Source organism: uncultured Zoogloea sp. (assembly GCF_937894855.1).
Taxonomy (GTDB): Bacteria; Pseudomonadota; Gammaproteobacteria; order Burkholderiales; family Rhodocyclaceae; genus Zoogloea; species Zoogloea oryzae.
Genome location: NZ_CALAYQ010000072.1, coordinates 1 through 17150, shown reverse-complemented (window position 1 = coordinate 17150; position 17150 = coordinate 1). Strand labels below are relative to the sequence as shown.

Here is a 17150-nt window from a genome sequence, read left to right as displayed (position 1 = left end):
ACCGGATTATGACAAGTTAGACCATCGCGCCCCGCGACTCAATGCTCCTTGCCGTCGATGCGCGGGCTCAGCAGCCGCGGCAGCATCCGCCCACCGAGGATCGCGAAGCACAGGAACCAGCACGTCGCCGCCAGATGCACCCACGCCATGTAGGCGCCGGGCGCCAGCTGGGGCAGCACCACGCGCACCACCAGCCCCGCCAGCATGATCCAGATCAGCAGCTTGTCACCGGCGTCGAAGGCCACCTTGCGGCCGGTGTGGCCCTTGGAGATGCGCACCAGCATCGGCGGGATGATCAGCCCCATCACCCCGAAGGTGAACAGGTGGATCGACACGCTGCCGGTCCAGCCGTGGGCGCCGAGGAGCCCGGCCAGTTCGACCAGCAGCTGGAGGGCGATGGCCAGGTAGCCGAGGTACATCACCGCCAGGTCGATGCGGGTCATCGCCAGGCCCGGCTTCCAGCGGGTGAAGCGCGCGAGCAGCAGCGCCGCGCAGGCAAGCAGCAGCCCGCCGGCCAGCCAGATCGGTAGCCAGGGCTCGAAGACCAGCGCCAGCGCCGAGAACTTGATCGCCCCATCGAGGCGCGGGCTCCGCAGGATCTCCACCTGGAACACGCCCTTCATGAACTGGGTGAGCGTGCGCTCCAGCATTACCAGAAAAGCCACCCGGAACAGCCCGACAGCCATCACGGCGCCGGCATGGAAGTGCGTCGCATCCAGCACCAGCAGCTTGGCCGCGAGGAAGGTGGGCAGGATGAGGAGGAAGAAATAATTGTCACGGAAGCTGTCCTGCTGGCGATGGCGCAGCAGCGTGGCGAGCAGCATGCCGACAATGGTGCCGAGGAAGGCCAGGTTCGACACCCAGAACAGCCACGCCGGCCAGCCACCGCCAAAGGCCATGCCGACCCGCTCGAAGCACCACGCCGCCACCAGCACCACGAGCGGCGCGCCGTGGTAGCCGCGCACCTGCACCCAGTTCTTGGTGGCGGTGAGCAGGAAGCCGCCCATCACCGCCCAGCCAAAGCCGAAGAACATCTCGTGGGCGTGCCATTGGACAGCAGCGACAGGCGCGGCCGGCAGCGCCAGATGACCGGTGAACATGAGTGCCCACAGCACCGGCAGGGCCAGGCCGGCCAGGCAGGCGAGGAGGAAGAACGGCCGGAAGCCGACGAGCCAGAGGGGTTGGGTGGCGAGTTTCATGGGCGCAGCAGGAGAAGAGGTTCGGCCCTGAAGGCCGGAGCCCCAACGCTATCCCGCACCGCCCGCCGGCGCCTTGATCAGGAACAGGCTGGATCAGTCACGGCCGCGACCATGCCCATGCCCATGACCGTGCCCCGGCCCGCCCCGCTCGTCGAAACGCTCGGCGCGCCGGTCTTCGCGGCGATCCTCACGGCGGTCGCGGCGGTCGTCGAAGCGGTCTTCGCGGCGATCCCGGCGATCGTCAAAGCGATCGTCCCGGCGCTCGTCGCGGCGGTCGTAATGGCCACCGTATTCGGCCCGGTAGCGCGGGGCATAGACGTTGCGATACCAGCCGTCCTGCACGAAATAGACCGGCACGCCGCAGGCATCGTAGCGCCTGCAGTGACGGCGCCAGTCGCGGGCATGGCCGGGGGGCACGCGCAGGTAGAGGGGCGCGGCGGCATACGGCGCGGGCCTGATCACCACCGGATTGGGATACATCAGCACCGGCCGGGGAAAATTGCCGATGTCGATGCGCCCGTAGAAGTTGGGATCACCGATGCCGATCGACACCCCCAGATCGGTGGCCATTGCGCCCTGGGCAGCCGCGGCGAGGAGCGCCGCGCTCAAGATTCGCTTCATGGAAAACATGCGTGGGTTTCCTGTTCGTTTTTGCACATCGGGCAAGGATCGGCCGGATGCCTGCAAGGCAATATCGGCCACCGTGCCCACTTGTAGAAGCGCAAGAACGGCAAGGCAGTAAGAAACTGTAAGGGATTGCGACGGGTGTCTCAGTCGGCGCCGAACACTGCCACCCGGTTGCGGCCACCGTGCTTGGCGGCGTACATGGCGCCATCGGCGTGGAGCAGCAGGCTCACGTCGTCGGTGCCGTGTTCGGGATACACGGCGATGCCGATGCTGGACGACACGTCGAGCCGCAGGCCGTCGATCTGGAAGGATTCGGCGAGGGCCACGCGGATCTTCTCGGCCACCAGCTCGGCGTCGTGCCCGGAGTCGATGTGGGGCAGGAGCACCACAAATTCGTCGCCACCAAAGCGCCCGACGGTGTCGGATTCGCGCACGCACATGCGCATCCGCACCGCCGCCTCGCGCAGCAGCTGGTCGCCCACCGCGTGGCCGTAGGCGTCGTTCACCGGCTTGAAGCGGTCCAGGTCGATGTACAGCAGCGCCACCCGGTGCCGGTTGCGGCGGGCGGCCGCCAGCGCCTGGCGCAGACGGTCGGTGACCAGGGTGCGGTTGGGCAGGTCGGTGAGCATATCGTGCTCGGCCATGTAGGCGATGCGCGCCTGGCTGGCCCGGCGTTCGGAGATGTCGCGGCTCACCCCATGCAGCTCGACCTTGCCGGTGCGCGGGTTGCGGCAGTAGGTGGTGACCACCTCGATCCACACCGTGCTGCCGTCCTTGCGGGGCTGCTCCACCTCGTCGGTGTAGAAGCGCGGCTGGGCGTCGGGGTTGTCGAGGAAGCTGCGCGCCCGCTGGCGCACCAGGGCGCGCATCTCGTCGGCGTCGCGGGGCAGGAAAGTGGCCTCGAAGGGCATCGCGAGGGCCTCGTCGACGGTGTAGCCGCGCAGGCGCTCGACCGACGGGCTCACGTAGATGAAGCGCAGGGTGTCGGTGTCCAGCGTCCACACCACGTCCTTCATCGTCTCGGTGAGGAGCCGGTATTTCTCTTCGCTGGCTTCCAGCCGTTCGGCCGCCCGGCGGGTTTCGGCCACGCTGCGGTGCAGGCGCCGGTTGATGTGGTGGATGTAGGCCGCCACCAGGGTGATCAGCCCGATGACGCCCAGCGCCGCGCCCAGGTAGGTGCGCAGGCCGTTGAGGTCATCCCGCACGGGCTCGTACAGAAAGCCCTTGAAGTCGAAACCCCGGGGCAGCATGCCGATCTCGGCGTAGACCTCGGCGATGTGCTTCCAGCGGCCGGTGCTCATGTAGCCCACATCCACCAGATCAGGCCGCACCAGCGGAATCGTCTGGTGCGCCTCGAAGAGGAAGAACTCGAGGGGCAGCTTGCTCTCGTAGCGGCTGTGGATCAGCCGGGCGATCTCGTCCGGATGGTCGAGGGCGTAGCGCCAGCCGCGCAGGCTCGCCTCGCGAAAGGCCTGGACGGTCTCGGGGCTGCGGCGGAGCAGGCCTTCGGTGGTGAACAGGTTGTCGCCGTAGAAGTCGATCCCCGCCGAACGGGGCGTGTAGACCTGATAGTCGATCCCCGCCGCCTCGAGGAAATACGGCTCGTTGGAGGAATAGGCGCTGATCGCGTCCACCTCGCCGTTGATGAGCGACTGGGGGTTGTAGGTGTGCTCCACAAACTTGAGCCGCTCGACCGGAATGCGCTCCTTGCGCAGGTAGGCGAGCAGCTCGTCGGCGCCGGGCTCCAGCATCACCCGCTTGCCGATCAGGTCATGGACAGACGGCACCGCCTGCTCCCGGCGGGCCAACAGCACCAGCGGCGAATGCTGGAAGATCGTGGCCACCACCACCACCGGCTTGCCGGCAAGGCGGTCGATCAGGAGACCGCTGTTGCCCACGCCAAAGTCGGCCCGGCCGGACACGACCTCGTCCACCACGTCCAGCCCCGGCCGGGCATCCTTGAGCTGCACCGCCAGCCCGGCCTCCTCGTAGTAACCCTTCTCGACCGCCGCGTAATAGCCCGCAAACTGGAAGGCGTGATGCCAGCGCAGCTGCACGGTCACGGAGGTCTGCGCCCACACTGCCTGCCCGCAGCCAAACAGCAGCCAAAGCATCGCGGCGCGGCGGGCGGCGTTCAAGGTCCGGCAAAGCGGAGGCATGGCTTATGTCGTTAACATGAATTCGCCGAAGTATAGCGAGCGCCACCCGGCACCGTCTGTTACAGGGTGCCCAAATCACGATTTTCATGATGCGCGCCGGTCGCCGGCACGCTATGTTTCGCAAAAAAGCCACTGTCGCCCACGGAGACACCGAATGCCCCCCCGTTTCACCCTTGCCCCCATCGTCCTCGCCCTGACTTCCGCCCTTGCCGGCATCGCCCACGCAGCCGACGACAGCACGTCGCTCGTCCTCAACCCGGTGGTCGTCACCGGCAGCCGCGCTGAAGCAGCCAGCTTCGACATGCCCGCCGCCATCGACGTGCTCGACCGCGACCAGATCACCGCCGGCCAGCCGCGCATCAACGCATCCGAAGCCCTCGTGGCCGTGCCCGGCGTTATCGCCAACAACCGCCAGAACTACGCCCAGGATCTGCAGATCTCCACCCGCGGCTTCGGCGCCCGCTCGGCCTTCGGCGTGCGCGGCGTGAAGCTCATCGCCGATGGCATCCCCGCCTCGATGCCCGACGGCCAGGGCCAGGCCGCCACCTTCAACCTCGACATGGCCGAGCGCATGGAAGTGCTGCGCGGCCCCTACTCGGCGATCTACGGCAACCACTCCGGCGGCGTGATCCAGCTGTTCACCCGCGAACCCACCGGCCGGCCCAGCATTGAAGGCGGCTTTGCCGCTGGCAGCTACGGCACCACCAAGGCCGAGATCAACGCCCAGGGCCAGCTCGAAGGCCTCGGCTACGTGATCGACGCCACCCGCCTCAAGACCGACGGCTACCGCGACCACAGCGCCGCCACCCGCGAGCAGGCCTTCGCCAAGATCACCACCAAGCCGGACGACGTGAGCAAGCTCACCTTCGTCGTCAATGGCTTCTGGCAGCGGGCGGACGATCCGCTGGGCGTCACCTGGGCGAGCTACAAGAACAATCCCCGCGCCATCGACCCGGGCACCGGGAGCAGCCCCACCCCCGCCACCACCTACAACACCCGCAAGAGCATCGACCACCTGCAGGGCGGCGTGACCTACGAACGCCGCTTTGGCCCCGACACCCTGCAGCTCTCGGCCTACAGCGGCCAGCGCAGCGTGATCCAGTACCAGGCCATCCCCCCCTCGTCGGCCACCGCCATCACCCGCGGCTCCGGCGGCGTGGTGGACTTCGACCGCGACTTCTACGGCGTCGGCGGCCGCTGGATCGCTGTGCGCCAGGCCGGCGGTGGCAAGCTGACCACCACCTTCGGCGCCGACTACGACGTGAGCAAGGACAACCGCAGCGGCTACGACAACCGCAGCGGCGTGAAGAGCACCCTGCGCCGCAAGGAAGTGGACAACGTCGAGAGCACCGGCACCTACATCCAGAGCGAGTGGCAGCGTGGCGACTGGATCGTGAGCGGCGGCCTGCGCTACAGCGCCGTCAAGTTCTCGGTGGACGACAAGTACATCGTCGGCATCAACGGCGACGACAGCGGCAGCCGCAACTACAGCAAGACCACGCCGGTGCTGGGCGTGGTCTACAAGCTCAACCCGGCGGTCAATCTCTACGCCAGCGCCGCCCGCGGCTTCGAGACGCCGACGCTGAACGAAATGTTCTACGCGACGCCCACCACCGGCTTCAACTTCGGCCTCAGCCCGGCCAGAAGCGAGCACCTGGAAACCGGCGTGAAGGCCCTGGTCGGCAACAGCAGCCGGGTCAATCTCGCCCTCTTCCAGGTCAAGACCGACGACGAACTGGTCGTCCTCGCCTCCAGCGGTGGCCGCACCAGCTACCAGAACGCCGGCAAGACCCTGCGCCAGGGCGTCGAGCTGGCCTTCGACACCGCCTGGCGTCGCGACCTCACCAGCCGCTTCGCCTTCACCATGCTGCGGGCGATCTACGACGAAGGCTTTGCCAGCACCACCCCGGTGGATGCCGGCAACACCATGCCCGGCATCCCGCGCACCTCGGCCTTCGGCGATCTGGCCTGGAAGCCCGCGCCCGGCGTCACCGCCGCCATCGAAGGCATCTACCGCAGCCGCACCTACGTGAACGATGCCAACACCGCCACCCCGGCGCCGTCCTACGCAATCGCCAACGTGCGCGTGAGCGCCGAGCAGAAGGCCGGCCCGTGGCGCTTCACCGAGTTCGCCCGCATCGACAACCTGTTCGACCGCAACTACATCGGCTCGGTGATCGTCGGTGACGGCAACGGCCGCTACTACGAGCCCGCCCCGGGCCGTAACGGCATGGTCGGGGTGAACGCCCGCTACACCTGGTAAGCCGGCCGGCGGCGCCCGCCGCCTGACTGCAAGCCAGCCCGGACGGGGGTGATGCACGCGCATCGCCCCCGTCTGCCGTTTACGCCCGCCGTACGCCACATCGCCCGCGGCTTTCACCAGCGCCGCGCGGCAAGCGGCACTTTTTCACTTCCTTGCGCCAGATTCTTTATTGCGAATCATTCGTATTTGCAATACCATTGTTACCAGATCTTTCGGGCAAGCCAGCCGTTGCCGCTTCGCGCGCTTCCAACTCCTAGCCAGCCAGCCTCAGGTCATGAACCCCAACGCCCTTCCTGGGCGCTTCATCTCCGGAGGCCGACATGGCTAACAAAAAAATCCGCCGCCCCGCGCCGGCACCCCGACCGCAGTCTTCCCCCAACACCAATCCGGCCACCCTGCCCCTGGGCGCGCTGATGTTTGCTGCCTCGATGAGCGGCTGGGCGCAGGGCGCGCCCGCGGCGACCGACGACGACGCCAAGACCCTCAAGCCGGTGGTCGTGAAAGCCGCCGCCGAAGCCGAGCCCCAGGGCAAGGACAGCCTGCGCACCACCACCACCCGCATCGGCAAGGGCAAGCAGGAACTGCGCGACATTCCCCAGTCGATCACCGTCGTCACCGAGAAGCTGATGGACGACCGCAAGATCGACACCATCAAGGAAGCCCTCAAGATGACCTCGGGCGTCACCTTCCTGGCGGCCGAAGGCGGCGAGGAAGACATCCGCCTGCGTGGTTTCCCGCTCAACACCACGGGCGACATCTTCATCGACGGCATGCGCGACCCGGGCTTCTACGACCGCGACACCTTCAACATGGAGCGCGTCGAAGTGCTGCGCGGCTCCGCGTCGATGCTGTTCGGCCGCGGCTCCACCGGCGGCGCGGTCAACCAGGTCAACAAGCAGGCCCGGCTGATCGACGAGAACCAGATCGACGTCACCGTCGGCAGTCACAGCTACCACCGCGTGGTGGCCGACATCAACGTCAAGACCGACGACGACGCCGCGCTGCGCATCAACGCCATGCGCACCAAGGCCGACAACAACGGCGCCGGCACCAGCCTCGACAAGCAGGGCGTGGCCGCCGACTACCGCTGGGGCATCGGCGGACGCGACGAGTTCGAGGTCGGCCTGTTCCGCCTCGAGAACAACAACGGCATCAACTATGGCCTGCCGTGGATCCGCAAGTACGCTGGCGCGCCGGTATCCCAAACCACCATGCTGCCGGTCGATCCGAAGAACTACTACGGCATGGCCAGCGACCGCAACTACGGCACCGCCACCTACGGCACGCTGATGCACACCCACCGCTTCTCCCAGGACACCGAGCTCGTCACCAAGGTGCGCAAGGGCGACTTCACCCGCGACCAGCGCGCCAGCACCGTGCGCCTGGGCGGCGCCAGCCTGCAACCGGGCGGCGTGGCCGCCACGCTCGACACCTTCAGCGACGCCACCGTGCTCACCCGCGGCTTCCAGCCCAAGATGCAGAGCTACGAGAACCTGCTGGCCCAGAGCGATCTGTCCAGCAAGTTCGAAGCCTGGGGCATGAAGCACAACGCCCAGGCCGGCGTCGACTTCGCGTGGGAGAAGAAGCGCGTCTTTGGCGCCCGCACCGCAGCCCAGGGCGGCGTGGACATCACCAAGCCGACCATCACCGTCGGCAATCCCGACAACGGCGTGGGCGTGCCCGAGAGCACCCGCGTGCCGGGCAAGACCTCCGAGTTCGAGAGCTTCGCCGGCGGCATTTACGCCCAGGATCTGATCGAATTCATCCCCCACTGGAAGTTCCTCGCCGGCCTGCGCTACGACGCCATGTCGGGCCAGTTCGACCAGTTCAACCTCACCACCGGCGCCGTCACCCACTACCAGCAGGCCATCTACAAGCCCAGCCAGCGCGTGGGCCTGCTCTACCAGCCGAGCGAGCGCGAGTCCTACCACCTGTCCTACGCCACCTCCTTCAACACCTCGGGCGACACCTACTCGTACAGCGCCGCGACGGTGAACGTGCCGCCGGAGAAAGCCATCAACGTCGAACTGGGCGGCCGCATCGAGAACGCCAGCCGCACCATGAGCACCCGCATGGCGCTGTTCCGTGGCGTCAAGCTCAACGAGCGCAACACCGACCCGCTGGTGCCCAGCATCATCACCCTGTCGGGCAAGCGCCACGCCACCGGCCTCGACATGGACGTGGCCGGCAAGATCACCCCGCGCTGGGAGATCTTCGGTTCCTACACCTGGATCTGGGACGCCGAGATCGACGTGAAGAGCCCCACCAACAACGACGAGCAACAAGGCCAGCGCCCGTCGCTGATCCCCAAGCACCAGGGCACCCTGTGGAACAGCTACCAGTTCACCGAGAAGCTGCGCGCCGGCGTGGGCATCAACGCCCGCACCAAGCTCACGCCCAACCGCAACCCGGGCTTCTACTCCCAGGGCTACGTGACGGCTGACCTGATGGCCGAATACGAAGCCATCGCCGACAAGCTGATGCTCAAGGCCAACCTCAACAACGTGACCAACAAGCTGTACGCCGACGCCTTCTACACCGGCCACTACGTGCCGGGCTTCGGCCGCACCTTCTACCTCACCGCCAACCTGAAGTTCTGACGCCACGCCGGCAGGGGCCGTGAGCCCCTGCCCCCCCACTACCCACTACCCACTACCCATTTCCCAATCCCCACTTCCCCCCAACGCCGATGCTCCTGCAGATTCCCGACCTCCTCACCACCGACGAAGTCCGCGAAGCCCGCCGCCTGCTCGCCGATGCCCCCTGGGCTGACGGCCGCGAGAGCGCCGGCCCCCAGGCCCGCACGGTCAAGCTCAACCAGCAGCTGCCCCACGACTGCCTGGCCGCACGCAGCATCCGCGCCACGGTGCTCGGCGCCATCGAGCGCAACCCCCTGGTCCTCACCGCCGCCCTGCCCAAGAAGATCTTCACCCCGCGGGTCAACCGCTACGGCGGCGACACGCCCTTCTACGGCGAGCACGTGGATAACGCCATCCGCTTTACCGGCGACGGCGTGCGGGTACGCACCGATGTCTCGTGCACGGTGTTCCTGGCCGATCCCGACGAATACGAAGGCGGCGAGCTGATGGTGCAGGACACCTACGGCAACCGCGGCGTCAAGCTGCCCGCCGGCCACGCCGTGCTCTACCCCGGCACCAGCATCCACCAGGTCACCCCGGTGACGCGGGGATACCGGCTGGCGTGCTTCCTGTGGATCGAGAGCATGGTGCGCAGCGACGAACAACGCCGCCTGCTGTTTGATCTGGACATGGCCCTCATGCGCCTGCGCGAAGCCCACGGCGAGACCGACGAGACCGTCGCCCTCACCGGCACTTATCACAATCTCCTGCGCATGTGGGCCGACACCTGAGCCCGCCCTGCCCGGAAAGCACCTCGATGTCCGCCCCGATCTCCCTCGACGACCACGAAGCCCTGGCGCGCACGGTACTGGACGACAACGCCTGGGCCTACTTTGCCGGCGGTGCGGCCGACGAGCGCTGCATGGCCGCCAACCGGGACGCCTGGAACGCCCTGCGCCTGCTGCCCCGCGTGCTGCGCCCCATTGCCGGCGGCCACACCCGGGTCGAGCTCCTCGGGCGCACCCTGGCCCATCCCATCCTCCTCGCCCCTGTGGCCTACCAGCGCATGGCCCACCCGGACGGCGAGCTCGCCACCGCGGTCGCCGCCTCGGCCCAGGAGGCCGGCTTTGTACTCAGCACCCAGTCCAGCCTGCTCCTCGAAACCGTCGCCCGCGCCGTGCGCGACGACGCCGACCGGGGCCCCATGTGGATGCAGCTCTACCTGCAGCACGACACCGGCTTCAACCGCGAGCTCGTCCAGCGCGCCGAAGCCGCCGGCTACGAAGCCCTCGTACTCACCGTCGACGCCCCCTGCCACGGCGCCCGCGACCGGGAGCGCCGGGCCGGTTTCCACCTGCCGCCGGGCATCTCGGCGGTCAACCTGGCAACCCTGCCGCCGCGCCCGAACATCGCCTTGCAGCCCGGCCAGAGCGCCCTCTTCGACGATCTCCTCCACATCGCCCCCACCTGGGACGACATCGCCCGGCTGCAGGCCGAAACCCGGCTGCCCGTCATCCTGAAAGGCATCCTCCACCCGGACGACGCCCGCCAGGCGGCCCACCTGCAGGTGGGCGGCATCATCGTCTCCAACCACGGCGGGCGCACCCTCGACAGCGCACCCGCCACCGCCGAAATGCTGCCGCGCATCGCCGACGTCCTCGCCGGCCACCTGCCGATGCTGGTGGATGGCGGCATCCGCCGCGGCACCGACGTGCTCAAGGCGATGGCGCTCGGCGCCAGCGCCGTGCTCGTCGGCCGGCCCTATATCTTCGGCCTCGCCAACGCCGGCGCCCAGGGCGTCGCCCATGTGATCCGCCTGCTGCGGGATGAGCTGGAGATCGCCATGGCCCTGTGCGGCGTGGCCACCCTCGACGACCTTCCGGACGACCTCCTGATCTGACCACCCGGCGCAAAGCCGCCGCCAGCCAGCCAGAAAAAAGGGCCCGCATCTGCGGGCCCTTTCTCGTCCGATCCGGCTGCGCGATCAATCATGCGCGGCGCCGCTGCGCCGACGGTGGATTGCCGACCCCCGCATCCGGGCTGGCCGCCGGGCCAGGCAGCAGCTTGAAGCGCTCCACGATCTGCGTCAGCCCCTGGGCCTGCCGCTCCAGGCTCTCAGCAGCGGCGGAGGCTTCCTCCACCAGGGCCGCGTTGTGCTGGGTCACTTCATCCATCTTGCTGATGGCCTGCGCCACCTGGCTGATGCCGGCGCTCTGTTCGCGGCTGGCGCCGCTGATCTCGGTTACCAGCTTGGCCACCTGCCCGAAGGCGGCGACCACCTCTTCCATCGCGGCGCCGGCCTCGTCCACCTGGGCTGCGCCGCCTTCCACCTTATCCACCGACACCGCGATGAGCTCCTTGATCTCCCGGGCGGCCACGGCGCTGCGCTGGGCCAGCGCCCGCACCTCGTTGGCCACCACTGCAAAACCGCGCCCCTGCTCGCCGGCCCGCGCCGCCTCGACGGCAGCGTTGAGGGCCAGGATGTTGGTCTGGAAGGCGATGCCGTCGATCACACCGATGATCTCGGCGATCTTGCGCGAGCTGTCGCGGATGTCGGCCATGGTCGTCACCACCCGATTCACGGCCGCGCCGCCCTGCAGCACCGCCTCGTTGGACTGGCTGGCCAGCACACTGGTGCGCTGGGCGTTGTCGGCGTTCTGCTGAACGGTGGTGTTGAGCTCATCCATCGAGCTGGCGGTTTCTTCGAGGCTGGCCGCCTGCTGCTCGGTTCGCCGCGACAGGTCGGCGTTGCCGGTGGCGATCTCGAGGGCTGCGCTGTTGATGGCCGTCGCGCTGCGCTTCAGCCCGCCGATCACCTCGCGCAGCTGCGCCACGGTGGTGTTCGTGCTGTCCCGCAGCTGGGCGAAGGCACCCTGGAAATCCCCTTCGATCTGCTGGGTGAGATCGCCCGTGGCCAGGGCGTCGAGCACCCTCGAGACCTCGCCAAGCCCCAGGTCGCTCACCGCCATCAGCCGGTTGAGGCCCTCGATCATCCGCCGGAACTCATGCTGGAAGGCGTCCGCGTCGCCCCGGGCATGGAAGTCGCCGCTCGCCGCCGCATCCACCAGCGACTGGATCTGGGTATTCACGCGCAGCATCGACGCCTTGACGCCATCCACCGCCGCCGTGATCTGGGCCTGCTGGCCGGGCAGACGCTCCATGTCCACCGTCAGGTCACCCACCGCGTAGTGCTCGACCACGTCGACCACCCGCTGACTCACCGCGATGTGGGTGCGGACCAGCGCGTTGATCGAGGCGGCCATCTTTCCGTAGACGCCGGGGAAACGGTCGGCGTCGATCCGGTGTTCGATCATCCCCTTGCCATGCTGCTCGGCGTTCTCCGCCTGGGCGTCGGCAAAGCCGCGGAAGGTATCGACCATGCGCTTCATGGCGGTGAGCAGCTGGCCCGTCTCGTCGTTGCTGGTCACCTCGATCTGCTCGGGCAGGTTGCCCCGCGCCACCGCCTGGCTGATCTCGACGGCCTGGGCCAGCGGCCGGGTCACGCTGCGGCTGATCAGCCACGCCGCCAGGGCGCCGGCCAGCAGCATCACCAGGGTGACGACGCCGACCTCCTCGACGGTCCGCTTGACGCTGGCGTCGAAGGCCTCCTGGGCCGCGTGGGATTCGGCCGACTGGCGCTCCAGCAGCCGCGCAAAGGCCGCACCGATGGGCTTGTCGGCGCCGCTGATGGCCTTGTCGATCTCGGTGATGCTGGCCCCGTTGCCGCGCATCTCCACCACCTGGGCAATCACCGACCGGTATTTACGGCTGCCCGCGGTAATGTCCTCCAGCGCCTGAGCGGCATCCGGATGGACGTCACCGAGGGCGCGGTAGTCTTCGACGACGCGGTCGATGGCGTCCATGCTCGCGGCAAACTTGCCCGGGTAGTCGCCCCCGCGCAGCACCGTGTTCTTGAAGTAGTGAATTCCGTTGCCCAGCTCAACCTGGCCACGGTAGACGAGCCGCTCCCGCGCCACGATCCGGCTCTCGAACTCGCCAAACTGCTGGCGCAGCTCGACGAGGTTGTAGATCGCCACCGCGACAACGAACAGCCCCAGCGCCAGCACAAACCCAAACCCAAACGCAAGACGCCTGCCGATCGTCAGTTGATTCATTGCTCACACCCCAGCTGGTTCTAACAGTCACGCCAGCCCGCCGGCGGCGTGAAGATGGATGGTGCGCACCGGCGCACCGTCGGAGGCTGTGTTAACGGTAATCACGACAAAAAACTAAACCGCAGCGCACCAACTCCCCTGGGCGGGCGGCCTTCTGTCGGTTATCCCGCATCGACGTGAGCGGCCGGATGGCTATCATGGGTCACCCGTCCTGCCGGTATCGCCAACCATGCTGCTTCATGTTCTGCCCGCCCTCGTCGTGGGCGCCGGCCTGGGTTTCTTTGGCGGCCTGTTCGGGATTGGCGGCGGGATCATCGCGGTGCCGCTGTTCGTGATCGGCTACGGCATGGCGCAGCCCATGGCCCAGGGCACCGCGCTGGTGCTGATGGTGCCCAACCTGCTGGTGGGCTGGTGGCGCTACAACCAGCGCCACCCGGTGCCCGCCCGCCAGGCGCTGACCATCGGCGTGATCTCGATGGCTGCCACCTGGGGCGTCGCGCACTTTGCCAATGCCCTCAACCCGGCCGTCCTGAAGGTGGTCTTCAGCGTCTTCCTGCTGGGGGTGGCGCTGCGCATGCTGGCCCGCCGCAAGGGCGCGGCCGAATCAAAACCGAAGATCGCGCCCCGCTACCTGCCGCTGGTGGGCGTGGTGGGCGGCAGCTGCATGGGCCTGCTGGGCGTGGGTGGCGGGCTGGTGGCCACGCCGCTCATCACCGGCTTATTCGGGCAGAAGCAGACGGTGGCCCAGAGCCTGTCGCTGGCGCTGGTGGCGCCCAGCTCGGTGGTGGCACTGGCAGTGTATGGCGCTGCCGGGCAGGTGGATTGGAAGATCGGCCTGCCCATGGCGGCGAGCGGGCTGCTCACGGTGTCGGCCGGGGTCAGCCTGGCCCATCGCCTGCCGGAAAGGCAGATGCGCACGGCCTTCGCGGCAATGCTGCTGCTCACCGCCCTGTGGCTGCTTGTAAGTCCGCTGGTGATGGCCCGGCTGGGATGAACGACTGAACCCGCCGGTTCAGCGCGTGCGCGGGCAGGAGATCAGGAAAACACCTCGGCCAGATCCACGGTGCCCCGCTGCCCCACGTAGCGGCGCTGGGTGCGGATCCACCGGGCGGCCCGGGCCCGGCCCAGGTCGCGCAGATCGTGCAGGAAAGCCCGGGCGGCGTTCATCTTGCTGCCCTTGCCGGCTTCCAGCAGCTCTTCCGCCTCGATGAGATGGAAGCGCAGGTTCATCAGCTTGCGTTCGAAGCGCCCCAGGGGCATCCAGCTGCGGCTCTCGTCGATGTAGCTGCGGGCGTGGGCGATCATCCGCATCTCACGCAGGAAGGTGGTCGAGAAGCCCAGTTCCATGGTGCGGGCCGCAATCTCGTCGGCGGTGCGCGGCGGCTCTGGCCGCGACAGCGGGTTGAGGATCACCAGCAGGATGTCCGGGGTGGAACATTCGTAGATCAGCGGGTAGATCCCCGGGTTGGCGGTGAAGCCGCCGTCCCAGTAGTCCTCGCCGTCGATCTCGACCGCGTGGTGGAGCGTGGGCAGACAGGCCGAAGCGAGCACCGCCTCCTCGGTGAGTTCATCAGTGCGGAACAGGCGCACCTTGCCGGTCTTCACCCGGGTGGCAGCGATGAACAGCTTGAGCCGGCAATCCTTGCGGATGCGCTCGAAGTCGAACTGGGCGCGCACCACGTCGCGCAGGGGGTTGAGTTCGTAGGGGTTGAACTCGTAGGGCGAAAAGAGATGGGTGAGGCCCAGCATCATGCTCATCGGCCCGGGCAGCGAGCCCATGCCGGCGGGGTTGAGGCTGTGCAGCAGGTCGAGCTCCCGCGGCGCGCTGTCGGCCACCGCTTCCCAGAAGGCGGAGAGGCTCTCCCGCGCGCCTTCGGCGCCTCCGGTCGTCCAGCCCTGGGCCAGGGCCACCGCGTTCATCGCCCCGGCGCTGGTGCCGCTGATGCCTTCCAGCGCCCAGCCGTCTTCCAGCAGCCGGTCAAGCACGCCCCAGGTGTAGGCACCGTGGGCGCCACCGCCCTGCAAGGCCAGACTCAGGCCCGGCGCAGCACTGCTTTCACCCTTCCACCATCGCTTTCGGAACATGCTCGACTCCTTCATTCTTCGTGCAGACACAGGATTGTGCACTGCACCATACTCCTAGTATGGATGAAGGAAAGTGACGAAGGTTCAAGTAATCGACCAACTGCCATTGATGATTTCCAAACGGCAGCACCACACGCGCACTCACCACACTTCCATATGTGCTAGAAAGAATGAAACGTGGCGTTGCCGCCCAAAACAAAATCAGGGATGAACTTCAACCATGACCCAGCCTGGCTACGACGTCTTCATCAGTCACAAGAGCGAGTACAAGCCGTGGGTCATCTGGCTGGCCGAGGCCTTGCAGGCCAGCGGGCGCAGCGTGTTCCTCGACATCTGGAACCTGATTCCGGGTGAGAACTGGCTGGAGGGCCTGCACCGGGGTGTTCAGCAATGCCGCGCCGCGGTGCTCGTCGCCACCCCGGAGGTCGTCAATTCCGGTTGGGTCCGCGACGAATACAACGCCCTCAAATCACGTCGCGAGAACGAACCCGGCTTCAGGCTCATCCCCATCGTGTTCGGCGAGCTGCCCGATCTTCCCTTTCTTGGAAACCTGCAGGCCGTCGACTTCCGCGACACCACCCGCTTTCGGGAATCCCTCCACAAGCTGATATGCGGGCTCGAAGGCCGGGAGCCCGGCAAGTCACCCCAGCTGAACTTCGACCCGCCGCCACCCCCGACCATCACGCTGAGCGCCACCGCCCAGCCCGTGCCCAGCGAGCAGCAGTTCGTCGAGCGGGTCATGGGCAAGCTGCGCCCCAGCGGCTCGCCGCCGGTGATGGTCGCCTCCCGCGGGCAACGCCACCAGGGCAAGGTCATCGCCCGGCTGCTCAACCGGGCGCGGCAGGAATACGGCGAGCGCAACGTGATCCGGCTGACCCCGCCCTTCGCCCCCAATGCCGCCGCCGACGCCTTCTTTGGCGAACTCGGCCGTCAGTGCGGGGCACCCGCGCAAACGCCCGACAGCACCGCCTTCATGGCGGCCATCGAGCACCATCTCGGCACAAACGGCAACGTCTTTCTACAGATCACCGGGTTCGAGAGCGCCACCGTCCACCACCGCATCGAACTCGCCAGCGCCCTGCGCAGCCTGTGCGAACGGCAGCCCGATCAGCTACGCATCGTCCTGGTCGGCGGCGCGCGGCTGGTGGAGCAGAAATTCGGCCAGAATCACCTGTCGGCCCTCAACATCGCGGAGTTGCTCGAGTGGCCCGATCCGACCGCCGGCGACGTGGCAGCCTGGAGCCAGGACAATCCGGCAGGCGGGCCCCTCGGGCCCGACGAGATCCAGCCCCTCCTCGACGCCACCGGCGGCCACGCCGGCCTTGTTCGTCATTGCCTCGAACAGCGGGCCCTGAACGGCAAACCGGCCTGCTGGGACGCGTGGAGCTACAACTGCCCCGAAGTGTGGGAAACCTGGAATCACCTGGCCGGCGCGGATGCCGAAGCCCTCAAGGCCAGCCTGGATCGGGACAGCTTCGGCCCCCTCTTGCCGTGGCCCCTCAGCCCCGCGGCGCGGCGCCTGTACTGGGCCGACCTGCTGAAGCCGAACAAGGGGCAGTTGGTCTGGCGTACGGCCCAGCTCCGCCAGATCGGCCGCGAGGTGCTGGCGTGATCGCGCGCCTGCGCGCGCTCTTCGCGCTCGTTGCCGTCTCCATCGTCCTGCTGGCCGGCGCAGCCCCCCCCGCCCCGCCCCCAGCGCCTGCGGCGAACCCCGCACTGGAAGTGCTCGTCCCCCAAGGCGAGCCCTACGCCATCATCCGGCCGCTGATCGATCCGCTGACGAGAACATCGTCTTTCAACGCCGTTGCCTTCAGCCCGGACGGCAAGACCCTCGCTTCCGCATCCTCCGACAAATCCGTCCGCCTGTGGGATGCCGACACCGGACGGGAGCGCGCTCGGCTCAAAGGACATCAGCACACCGTCAGGTCCGTCGCCTTCAGCCCGGACGGCAAGACCCTCGCTTCAGCTTCCGGCGACAACTCCATCCGCCTGTGGGACGCTGCCACCGGACGGGAGCGCGCGCGGCTCGACGGGCATCAGGACGTCGTCACCTCCGTCGCCTTCAGCCCGGACGGCAAGACCCTCGCTTCCGCTTCCGGCGACAACTCCGTCCGCCTGTGGGA

The 17150-nt window shown here is 67.8% G+C and carries 12 protein-coding genes; 7 read left to right on the top strand and 5 right to left on the bottom strand.

The window, feature by feature from the left end; all coding sequences use genetic code 11:
* Window positions 1-38: 38 nt before the first annotated feature.
* From Q0672_RS09325 to Q0672_RS09315, 3 genes are all read right to left on the bottom strand, one after another.
* A complete protein-coding gene (locus Q0672_RS09325) occupies window positions 39-1199 on the bottom strand; it encodes an NnrS family protein (RefSeq protein ID WP_298621724.1) in 1161 nt (386 codons plus the stop codon).
* 93 nt (window positions 1200-1292) lie between these two features.
* Complete coding sequence (locus tag Q0672_RS09320) at window positions 1293-1820, bottom strand: hypothetical protein (RefSeq protein ID WP_298621723.1); 528 nt, start codon at window positions 1818-1820, stop codon at window positions 1293-1295.
* A gap of 149 nt (window positions 1821-1969) precedes the next feature.
* Window positions 1970-3964: a diguanylate cyclase gene (locus Q0672_RS09315; RefSeq protein ID WP_298621722.1), complete on the bottom strand. Its 1995-nt coding sequence runs from the start codon at window positions 3962-3964 to the stop codon at window positions 1970-1972.
* Window positions 3965-4139: 175 nt separating this feature from the next.
* Here Q0672_RS09315 and Q0672_RS09310 point away from each other — a divergent pair, with 175 nt between their 5' ends.
* The 4 genes from Q0672_RS09310 (at window position 4140) to Q0672_RS09295 (ending at window position 10727) form a co-directional block, all read left to right on the top strand.
* Window positions 4140-6248 (top strand): TonB-dependent receptor, encoded by a 2109-nt coding sequence (locus tag Q0672_RS09310; RefSeq protein ID WP_298621721.1) that lies wholly within the window; start codon window positions 4140-4142, stop codon window positions 6246-6248.
* Window positions 6249-6568: 320 nt separating this feature from the next.
* The gene (locus Q0672_RS09305; protein ID WP_298621720.1) at window positions 6569-8848 is read left to right on the top strand and encodes a TonB-dependent siderophore receptor; all 2280 of its coding nucleotides are present in this window, start codon (window positions 6569-6571) and stop codon (window positions 8846-8848) included.
* A gap of 89 nt (window positions 8849-8937) precedes the next feature.
* Window positions 8938-9618, top strand: a complete 681-nt coding sequence (locus Q0672_RS09300) for a Fe2+-dependent dioxygenase (protein WP_298621719.1) — start codon at window positions 8938-8940, stop codon at window positions 9616-9618.
* Window positions 9619-9644: 26 nt separating this feature from the next.
* Complete coding sequence (locus Q0672_RS09295; protein ID WP_298621718.1) at window positions 9645-10727, top strand: alpha-hydroxy acid oxidase; 1083 nt, start codon at window positions 9645-9647, stop codon at window positions 10725-10727.
* An 88-nt stretch (window positions 10728-10815) separates the two neighbouring features.
* Here the strand turns inward: Q0672_RS09295 and Q0672_RS09290 are convergent, their stop codons facing one another.
* Window positions 10816-12942, bottom strand: a complete 2127-nt coding sequence (locus Q0672_RS09290; RefSeq protein WP_298621717.1) for a methyl-accepting chemotaxis protein — start codon at window positions 12940-12942, stop codon at window positions 10816-10818.
* Between the two features lie 229 nt (window positions 12943-13171).
* Between Q0672_RS09290 and Q0672_RS09285 the strand changes: the two genes are divergently transcribed.
* On the top strand, window positions 13172-13936 hold the full coding sequence (locus Q0672_RS09285) for a sulfite exporter TauE/SafE family protein (RefSeq protein ID WP_298621716.1): 765 nt from the start codon (window positions 13172-13174) through the stop codon (window positions 13934-13936).
* A 41-nt stretch (window positions 13937-13977) separates the two neighbouring features.
* Here Q0672_RS09285 and Q0672_RS09280 read toward each other — a convergent pair whose 3' ends face one another.
* Window positions 13978-15027: a patatin-like phospholipase family protein gene (locus Q0672_RS09280; protein ID WP_298621715.1), complete on the bottom strand. Its 1050-nt coding sequence runs from the start codon at window positions 15025-15027 to the stop codon at window positions 13978-13980.
* Window positions 15028-15247: 220 nt separating this feature from the next.
* Between Q0672_RS09280 and Q0672_RS09275 the strand changes: the two genes are divergently transcribed.
* Together Q0672_RS09275 and Q0672_RS09270 are read left to right on the top strand one after the other, a co-directional pair.
* The gene (locus tag Q0672_RS09275; RefSeq protein WP_298621714.1) at window positions 15248-16639 is read left to right on the top strand and encodes a toll/interleukin-1 receptor domain-containing protein; all 1392 of its coding nucleotides are present in this window, start codon (window positions 15248-15250) and stop codon (window positions 16637-16639) included.
* Window positions 16636-17150: WD40 repeat domain-containing protein (locus Q0672_RS09270; protein ID WP_298621713.1), on the top strand; the 515-nt coding region annotated here is incomplete at its 3' end. The genes Q0672_RS09275 and Q0672_RS09270, both read left to right, overlap by 4 nt.